Origin of the sequence: Pseudomaricurvus albidus (assembly GCF_018863235.1) — a bacterium.
GTDB classification, from domain to species: domain Bacteria; phylum Pseudomonadota; class Gammaproteobacteria; order Pseudomonadales; family Cellvibrionaceae; genus Pseudomaricurvus; species Pseudomaricurvus albidus.
The window spans coordinates 1-1,256 of the sequence record NZ_JAHKRS010000026.1 but is presented as its reverse complement, the minus strand read 5'-3'; the positions used below and the strand labels follow the sequence as shown (position 1 = coordinate 1,256).

At 57.0% G+C, this 1,256-nt stretch carries 1 protein-coding gene; it reads right to left on the bottom strand.

The features are described 5' to 3' along the window. Positions 1–30: 30 nt before the first annotated feature. Positions 31–1,193, bottom strand: a protein-coding gene (locus tag KOI40_RS18255) for an IS3 family transposase (RefSeq protein WP_439653246.1) whose coding sequence is annotated in 2 segments (ribosomal slippage) — positions 31–935 and positions 935–1,193 — 1,164 coding nt in all. Because the reading frame shifts where the segments join, the coding sequence is not laid out codon by codon here. Positions 1,194–1,256 lie beyond the last annotated feature (63 nt).

Sequence of the window (1,256 nt, the reverse complement as noted above, 5' to 3'; positions counted from 1 at the left end):
TGATCCTGCCCGCCAACAGTGGACACGCTATTAAGCGACGTTCTTCGCCTCAAATGCTTCTGGGCTAATAAAGCCGTTGGCACTGTGTCGGCGGGTTCGATTGTAGTCCACTTCGATATACTGGAACACGGTTTGCCGCATCTCCTCCCGGGTGACGAATCGCTCGCCGTGAATGGCCTCCACCTTTAGCGAGTGGAAAAAGCTCTCGGCACAGGCATTGTCATAGCAGTTGCCCTTCGCACTCATGCTGCAGAGCAATCCGTGCTCACTGATCAACCGCTGGTAGGCACTGGAACAGTATTGGCTCCCACGATCTGAATGCACAATCACCCCAGTGGGCATGCGACGTCGCCACAGGGACATCTGTAACGCGTCACATACCAACTGCGCCGTCATTCGCTCCGACATGGCCCAGCCCACCACCAGGCGCGAGTACAGGTCGATCACGACTGCCAGGTACAGCCAGCCCTCATCGGTCCATAGGTATGTGATGTCTCCCACGTACTTCTGATTCGGCCCGGTGGCCGTAAAGTCCTGCTGCAACAGGTTAGGCGCCACTGGCAGGTTATGCCGGGAGTTTGTGGTTGCCTTGAATTTCTTCGCCGCCTTGGCCCGCAATCCCTGCCGCCGCATGCTCTCGGCGATAGTCTTGCGATCATACTGGTGCCCGGCATCTGCCAAATCACGAACCAACCTGGGTGACCCCGAGCGACCCTTGCGATCGCCGAATGCCTTCTTCACGCGTTCATCAAGCAGGTTACGGCGTTTCTGACGATGCGACGGATCATTACGTCGATTGCGCCAGGCATAGAATCCACTACGTGACACCTTGAGCACCCGGCTCATAGCTGAAATGCCGAAAGTGCACTGATGTTCGTCCATAAACACATACTTCACTTCAGGCTCTTGGCGAAGTATGTGGCCGCCTTTTTTACGATGGCTAGCTCCTCTGCCTGCTCAGCCAACTGGCGCTTCAGACGAGCATTCTCCGCCGCCAGGCTTTGCTCCAGATCACTCTGGTCCCGCTTTGCCCTGGCCTGTGACCGCCAGCCGTAGAGTTGCGAGGCATGCAGCCCCAACTCCTTGGCGGCCTTGGAGATGCCGATCTTCTCTGCCAAAGCCAGCGCCTCACGCCGGAATTCGGGAGGGTGCTGCCTTCGGGTTGCTTTCTTCTTTCCTGCCTTTTCTGTCATGGTTCACCTCTGTAGCGTAGCTTACTCGCTTAGCAGGGTGTCCATCATTGGTGGGCAGGATCA